The 7181-nt window shown below is 31.0% G+C and carries 7 protein-coding genes; 4 read left to right on the forward strand and 3 right to left on the reverse strand.

The genetic code is table 11. The features are described from left to right. Nucleotides 1-76: 76 nt before the first annotated feature. Nucleotides 77-478, reverse strand: coding sequence for a thiol-disulfide oxidoreductase DCC family protein (locus tag Q0616_RS07440; protein WP_298776182.1), 402 nt, complete (start codon nt 476-478; stop codon nt 77-79). A gap of 72 nt (nt 479-550) precedes the next feature. On the opposite strand from Q0616_RS07440, the gene Q0616_RS07445 reads away from it, so the two are divergent. After that, nucleotides 551-1939, forward strand: a complete 1389-nt coding sequence (locus Q0616_RS07445) for an HTTM domain-containing protein (protein WP_260544255.1) — start codon at nt 551-553, stop codon at nt 1937-1939. Nucleotides 1940-1979: 40 nt separating this feature from the next. Next, nucleotides 1980-2483, forward strand: a complete 504-nt coding sequence (locus tag Q0616_RS07450; protein ID WP_171623830.1) for a DUF2314 domain-containing protein — start codon at nt 1980-1982, stop codon at nt 2481-2483. A 65-nt stretch (nt 2484-2548) separates the two neighbouring features. Here the strand turns inward: Q0616_RS07450 and Q0616_RS07455 are convergent, their stop codons facing one another. Further along, nucleotides 2549-2959 carry a DUF4844 domain-containing protein gene (locus Q0616_RS07455; RefSeq protein ID WP_298776183.1) on the reverse strand — a complete coding sequence of 137 codons (411 nt, stop codon included), beginning with the start codon at nt 2957-2959 and terminating at the stop codon, nt 2549-2551. Between the two features lie 2 nt (nt 2960-2961). Continuing rightward, on the reverse strand, nt 2962-5094 hold the full coding sequence (locus Q0616_RS07460) for a Tex family protein (protein ID WP_260544250.1): 2133 nt from the start codon (nt 5092-5094) through the stop codon (nt 2962-2964). A gap of 367 nt (nt 5095-5461) precedes the next feature. Here Q0616_RS07460 and Q0616_RS07465 point away from each other — a divergent pair, with 367 nt between their 5' ends. Together Q0616_RS07465 and Q0616_RS07470 are read left to right on the forward strand one after the other, a co-directional pair. After that, complete coding sequence (locus Q0616_RS07465) at nt 5462-5884, forward strand: thioesterase family protein (RefSeq protein ID WP_298776186.1); 423 nt, start codon at nt 5462-5464, stop codon at nt 5882-5884. A 55-nt stretch (nt 5885-5939) separates the two neighbouring features. Continuing rightward, complete coding sequence (locus tag Q0616_RS07470; protein ID WP_286484182.1) at nt 5940-7145, forward strand: methyltransferase domain-containing protein; 1206 nt, start codon at nt 5940-5942, stop codon at nt 7143-7145. Nucleotides 7146-7181 lie beyond the last annotated feature (36 nt).

Consider the following 7181-nt stretch of genomic DNA (forward strand, 5'->3'; position numbering starts at 1 on the left):
CAGAATTTCAAAGTACGCATCCATCGCCATCTAATCGTCGTGAAAAAATAAAAGCTGCCATTGAGAAATATAGAAATTAATCCAAAAACTTCGTTTTCAATTCTGGTGTAGGTAACCAACAACTTTCTTGTTTTCCAAACCAACGATAACGATTTTTTGCAATAAAACTATACACGATATCACGCAAAGGTTTTGGCACAATCATAAAAAAATGTAGGCAAGAAGTTATTCCGTCCAAATGTTTAGCAATTTTTAGCGCAGCAGAAGATTTGGTATAAAATTTATCATCTTCGATAAAAACGACCGAATCAAATTGAGCGGTGTCCAAATCATTTTCTTTCAAGAAATTTTGTCCAAAATCTGATTGTAACGAAGCAAAACGAAATTGATTTCTTTTGTCATGTTCGATCACAAACTGAACCGATTGATTGCATAAATTGCAAATTCCATCAAACAAAATAATTTTCCTCGTTTTCATACAATAAATATACACCAAAAGTAGCTAAACTCTAAAGGTTATTTTTAAATTAGCCAAAATTAACAATCAATCATGTTTAGCGAATACTTATTCCGAAAAGTTGATAATTCTCCACTTGTAATTTTCCGAATTATATTTGGTTTATTAATTGTTGCCGAATGTTGGGGAGCCATTTTTACAGGTTGGGTACAAAGTAATTTTGTAGAGCCACAATTGACATTTTCGTTCATCGGATTCGAATGGACAAACGTTTTCTTGGGCCATAATATGATTTATTTGTACGTGCTCATGGGAATTTTAGGATGGTGTATTGTATTTGGTTTTGCATACCGTTTTTCAATCATTTTATTTTCTATTTTATGGTCGTTAACGTATTTCATGCAAAAAACAAGTTATAACAATCATTATTATCTGTTTATGCTGGTTTCGTGGATGATGACAATAATCCCTGCGCATCATTTCTTTTCGATTGATAGTTTAATTTTTCCAAAGATAAAGCGATTAACCATGCGCAATTGGGTGTCAACATTGTTTATTATTCAATTATTGATTGTTTATACTTTTGCGGCTTTTGCTAAGATTTATCCCGATTGGTTTAATGGTGTTTTTTTACAAATGAAATTTCAAGAATATGGAGATTTATTGACATATAAATACAATTTAAACGAATTAGGAAATGCTGTAAGCAGTTTAGAATTTGCTCAAGTAATTGCTTGGTTGGGATTCTTTTTTGATTTATTGATAATTCCTGCAATGTTGATAAAAAGAACTCGTGGAATAGCTTTCAAATGTGCTTTATTTTTTCATATTTTTAATTCAGCCGTTTTTGGAATTGGAATATTTCCATTCTTTTCGTTAGCCATGTTGATTTTCTTTTACGATCCCATTAAAATTCAGGAAGTAGTTTTTCCTAAAAAATCGTTTATGATGGATCGTTCAGATGACGATAATTTATTAACAACTCGTCGCGTAATGTTCTCCTATTTGATGTTTTTCTATGTGATTTGGCAAGTTTATTTACCCATTCGTCATTATTTTATTCCAGGCAATGTTTTTTGGACAGAAGAAGGGCACCGTATGGCTTGGCGTATGATGTTACGAAATAAATTTGGAGAAGTAAGTGTCTTTGTTTCTAAACCTGATCCACTTAAAAAAGGTAAATTCCTTGAACGAGAAAAAGTAGATTTGACCAAATATTTGACGTTTAAACAAATCTCTAAAATGGCTGTTAGTCCAGATATGATGTGGCAATTTGCACGATTTGTAAAACAAGATTATGAAGAAAAAGGGATAAAAGATGTCAAAGTTTTTGTTGATGCAAAAGTAGCTGTTAATGGAAGTGAATATTATCAGTTTACAAATCTGAACTATAATTTAGCCTATACAACATGGAGTTATTTCGGGCATCAAAAATGGATACAACCAACACCAAAAGAATTGAATTTATCTTATTTTGAATAAATTTCGTAACTTTATACGACAACAATCAAAGAATACAATTATGAAATATACATTATTTGCAGTGGCTTTTTCAGCTTTATTGTTCTCGTGTGGAAACAAAGAAAACGCAGGAGTTAGTGCTTACAAGGGAATGGATAAGCAGAAACAGGAGCAAAAAGATTTGGATAGTATTGGGAAAGAGGCTCAACAAACGTTTGATGATTTTAAATTAGCTTTGTCAATGAAAGATACGACAACAACAAATTTTATGATTCAGCAAAAATTTCCAATTCCAAAATCTGAATTGAAAGAAGGTATTTGGGTAAGTGATATTGTGAATAATAATGATACGTTGAAAGGTGTTGTAAATAGCCAAGTACAATATATAAAAGAACTTAAAATGGGGGATACAATCATAATCGATCCTACTAAAATTGGTGATTGGATGTATTATAAAGCTGATAAAATGATTGGTGGTTTTACGATAAAATATTTGCGTAATAAAATGACGCCTGAACAGCGTGCTACATATGACGAACAATTTAAAGTGAAATTTGAAGATTAATTTCGTTTCAAAAAATAAGAAAATCAAAAGGCAATCTTTCGTTAGATTGCCTTTTATTTTTGAAATTATTTTTTTGTAAGATCAAATCCGTAAACAAATTCATTTAATAAACCTTCAGAACTTTCTAAATCAACAAAATCCATTAGTTCCTCAATATAAGTAGAAATAATAGTTTTGTCGTTGATACTTAAATCTATTTCATAAGGTTTTAATTCATTAATAGTCTTTTTTATTGCTAAAAGATAATGTTTTGTTTCAGCATTTTTACTGCTGCCGATGAATTCAAAAGTAGAAGCCAATCTATTTAAACTTTTTTCAACAATAGGTTCTAAGTTTTTAATAGACAATTCATTTTCTTGTGAATAAAACTTTTCTTTTTTAATGAAATCTTCAAACATTTTTTTTCTATTATTTTGAGCAATTAAAAGTAGCGAAAGTGAGAAGAAAAATAAGGTTAGTATAGATTTTAATCTCATAGTTAATCAATCAATGATAATTGAATTTTACGTTTTTCGGTGTCAATACCGATTACAGTAACCTCGATTTGTTGACTCAAATGTACTTTCGTGTTAACATCCGAAATAAATTCATTTGAAATTTTCGAAATATGAATCAAACCATTTTCTTTAATTCCTATATCAACAAAACATCCAAAATTGGTGATATTATTGATAATTCCAGGAACTTTCATTCCCAATTGCAAATCTTCGAACTTCTTCAAACGTGGATCAAAACTAAAAACTTTAGCTGTAGAACGTGGATCTAAACCTGGTTTTTCCAATTCTTTTTTAATATCTTCTAAAGTCGGCAATCCTACTTTATCTGAAATATATTTTTTCAAATCAAGTTGATTGATTAATTCTTTGTTTTGAATTAAATCGTGTAATTCAACCTTCAAATCTTTCGCCATTTTTTCAACAATTGTATACGATTCAGGATGTACAGCGGAATTATCTAACGGATTTTTTGCATTCGGAATTCTTAAAAATGCAGAGGCTTGTAAAAAAGCTTTTTCACCTAAACGCGGAACTTTTAATAATTCTTTTCTCGAATTAAATGCACCATTTTCGCTTCGATATTCTACAATATTTTCGGCCATTTTTTCGCCAATTCCAGCAACATAATTTAGCAAATGTTTACTTGCCGTGTTCAGATTTACACCAACTTTGTTCACACAGAAAGAAACAACATCATCCAACTCATTTTTCAATAAAGTTTGATCGACATCATGTTGATACTGACCAACTCCAATCGATTTTGGCTCTATTTTCACCAATTCAGCCAAAGGATCTTGTAAACGACGACCTATAGAAATAGCACCACGTACAGTAACATCTTTATCAGGAAATTCGTCACGAGCAATTTTAGAAGCTGAATAAACAGAAGCTCCAGCTTCGTTTACGACAAAAACTTTCAAAGGACGATCGAATGCTATGTGTTGAACCAGGTTTTCGGTTTCACGGGAAGCTGTTCCATTTCCGATAGAAATCGCATCTACATTATATGCATTTACCAAAGATTTAAGCTTTTTGATTGCTTGTGCTTTTTCATTTTGAGGGGCATGTGGATAGATATTTTCATTATGTAATAAATCACCTTGCTCATCCAATACGACAACTTTACATCCCGATTTAAAACCAGGATCAATAGCTAAAATTCTTTTTTGACCTAAAGGCGGAGCCAAAAGTAATTGATTCAGATTTTTTGAAAAAACATTGATCGAAGTTTCATCTGCTTTTTGTTTCACCTCTTTCAAAACTTCATTCGAAATCGATGGAGCCAAAAGTCTTTTGTAAGCGTCTTTTATAGCTTCCTCAATTAACCAAGAAACTTCAGGTTGAATAGATTTTATCAAGGTATATTCAAGAAATTTGAACGCTTCTTTTTTATCAATGCTTACATTTACTTTTAAGAACCCTTCGTTCTCACCACGTAAAATTGCCAAAAGTCGATGCGAAGCAATTTTTTTAAGAGGTTCTTCGTATTCAAAATAATTTGAAAATTTTTGTGCTTCTTCCTCCTCAGTTTTAGATTTGACCAGTTTACTTTCGATCAGCGCAGTTTTTCTAAAAATATCTCTCAATCTATGGCGAACATACTCATTTTCGTTGATCCATTCTGCAATAATATCTTGAACGCCAGCAAAAGCATCTTCGATCGTTGTAACATCCTGATTCAAATATTTAGTAGCTAAACCATCTAAATCGGGTATGTTATTTTGCTTCATAATAATTTTCGCCAAAGGTTCTAATCCTTTTTCTTTTGCAATTGTGGCACGCGTTTTCTTTTTCTTTTTGTACGGAAGATATAAATCCTCTAACTGAACCAAATCAAAACTTTTCTGAATACGTAATTGTAATTCATTTGTCAATTGATTTTGATCCTCTAAAGTTTTTAAAATGAATTCTTTTCGAGCAACAATTTCTAGATACTGTGATTGTAATTTTTTGATAGTAGAAATTTGAACTTCATCTAAATTACCTGTCAACTCTTTTCTATATCTCGCAATAAAAGGTATAGTGTTATCATCGTTCAAGCAATTGATCGTATTGTTAATTGATTTTTCTGAAATAGACGTAATATGTTGATGAATGTATTGAATCAAATTCATGTTAAAAGTTTGGACTTGCAAATTAGCATTTTTAATAAACATAAAAAAACAGTAATTTTTATTTATATAGGTCGTATTATTTTGGATATGCTATTTTGTAATTTATTGAAAAAGAGCCAAAATCAAAAGGAGTTTGTTTAAAATAAAAAATAAGTAAAAATATTTTTAAAAAAAAAGTTTTGGAAATTGTTAAATTATTTCTAAATTTGTAATCAGGTAGTAGAGAGTAAGATTGATTTTTTTTAATGTTAAATTTATACACACTTGTGTAAGTTTTTTTTAAAAATCAATTGGGTTTAAGCTGAGGAGCTTAAACCCGTTTTTTTTATAGTAAGTTTTATATCTTTGAGTCAAAATATTACTACAAATGGCGCGTTTAAAACTGATCTTACCTGAATCTTTTTTATTTTCAACAACAATAGCAGTACGTATAACAGATTTAAATTACGGAAATCATTTAGCAAATGATAAAGTGTTATCTATTTTACATGAAGCACGAATGCAGTTTTTTCAACATTATGGCTATTCAGAATTGGATTTTGCTGGTGTAAGTGTGATTATGGGAGATGTTGCGATTGAGTATAAAAATCAAGCATTTTATGGAGATCAATTATTGATTGAAATAAGTGTACAAGATTTTTCACGTGTAAGTTTTGATATTGTCTATAAAATATCAACAAAAGATAAACTCATTGCAAAAGCAAAAACAGGTATTGTCACTTTCGATTATAAGAATAATAAAGTGGTTGAAGTACCAGAAAAGATAAAAGATATTTTTCTAAACAGATAAACTTCAAAAAATAATTACGCTAATCGTTTAAGTCTTTGTAAATTTGCACCGAGTTATGAAGATTTTACCATATAAAAATTTATTTGTCGGAATCACCGACACATTGCAGCAAATTTTCTTCGAAGGAAAATATGCAGATAAAGAAGTTGAACGAACATTGAAATCGAATAAGCAATGGGGAGCGCGAGATCGTGCTTTTATTGCCGAAACTGTGTATGATTTGGTTCGTTGGAAACGTTTGGTTGAAGAGGCAATGAGTCGTCCACTTTCTCCTGATACAATTTGGGAGTTTGTTGGAACTTGGTTTGCTTTAGATCCAGAACAAACGTTACCGAAATGGGAAGAATTTCAGAAAATCTATCCAAAAGAAGTTTTAAAAAGACACCATCAATCTTCTAAAAACATAGCAGTAGCAGAATCTTTTCCAGATTGGATGTTCGAGTTAGGTGAAAAGTCTTTAGGAAGCCGTTGGTTAGATGAAGTACGTGCAATGAACTCGCAAGCGCCGACAGTTTTACGTGTAAATTCATTAAAAACAGATCGTAAAACGTTGCAAAAAGCATTAAAAGAACGACAAATTAAAACGAAAGTTTTGTCGAAATACCAAGATGCTTTAGAATTAGAGGAGAAAACAAATATCTTCAGAACTGATGAATTTCAAAATGGTTGGTTCGAAGTTCAAGATGCTGGTTCTCAATTAATCGCTCCTTATTTGCGTGTGCAACCAGGAATGCGTGTTGTTGATGCGTGTGCTGGAGCTGGAGGAAAAACATTGCATTTAGCTGCTTTGATGGAAAACAAAGGGCAAATAATTGCAATGGATTTGTACGAATGGAAACTAAAAGAGTTGAAACGCCGTGCAAAACGTAACAATGTTCAGAACGTACAAACAAAGGTGATCGAAGCCAAAACAATCAAACGTATGGAAAATTCTGCTGATCGTTTGTTAATTGATGCGCCTTGTTCTGGAATGGGAGTGTTGAAACGTAATCCTGATGCGAAATGGAAATTAAGACCAGAATTTATTGATGAGATTACAGCTATACAAGAAAAAATCTTAGCAGATTATTCTAAAATAATTAAAGTTGGTGGGTTAATGGTTTATGCAACATGTTCTATCTTGCCACAAGAAAATGAACAACAAGTAGAAAAATTCTTAGCAAATCATCCAAATTATAAACTGATTTCGGATAAAATGCATTATCCTTCTGAAACAAATTACGATGGATTTTACATGGCTTTGATTGAAAGAATTTCTTAATTAAAGATTTATAAAATATTAAAAGACCGAGATTTT

The sequence above is a fragment of the uncultured Empedobacter sp. genome (assembly GCF_937930195.1).
GTDB lineage: Bacteria > Bacteroidota > Bacteroidia > Flavobacteriales > Weeksellaceae > Empedobacter > Empedobacter stercoris.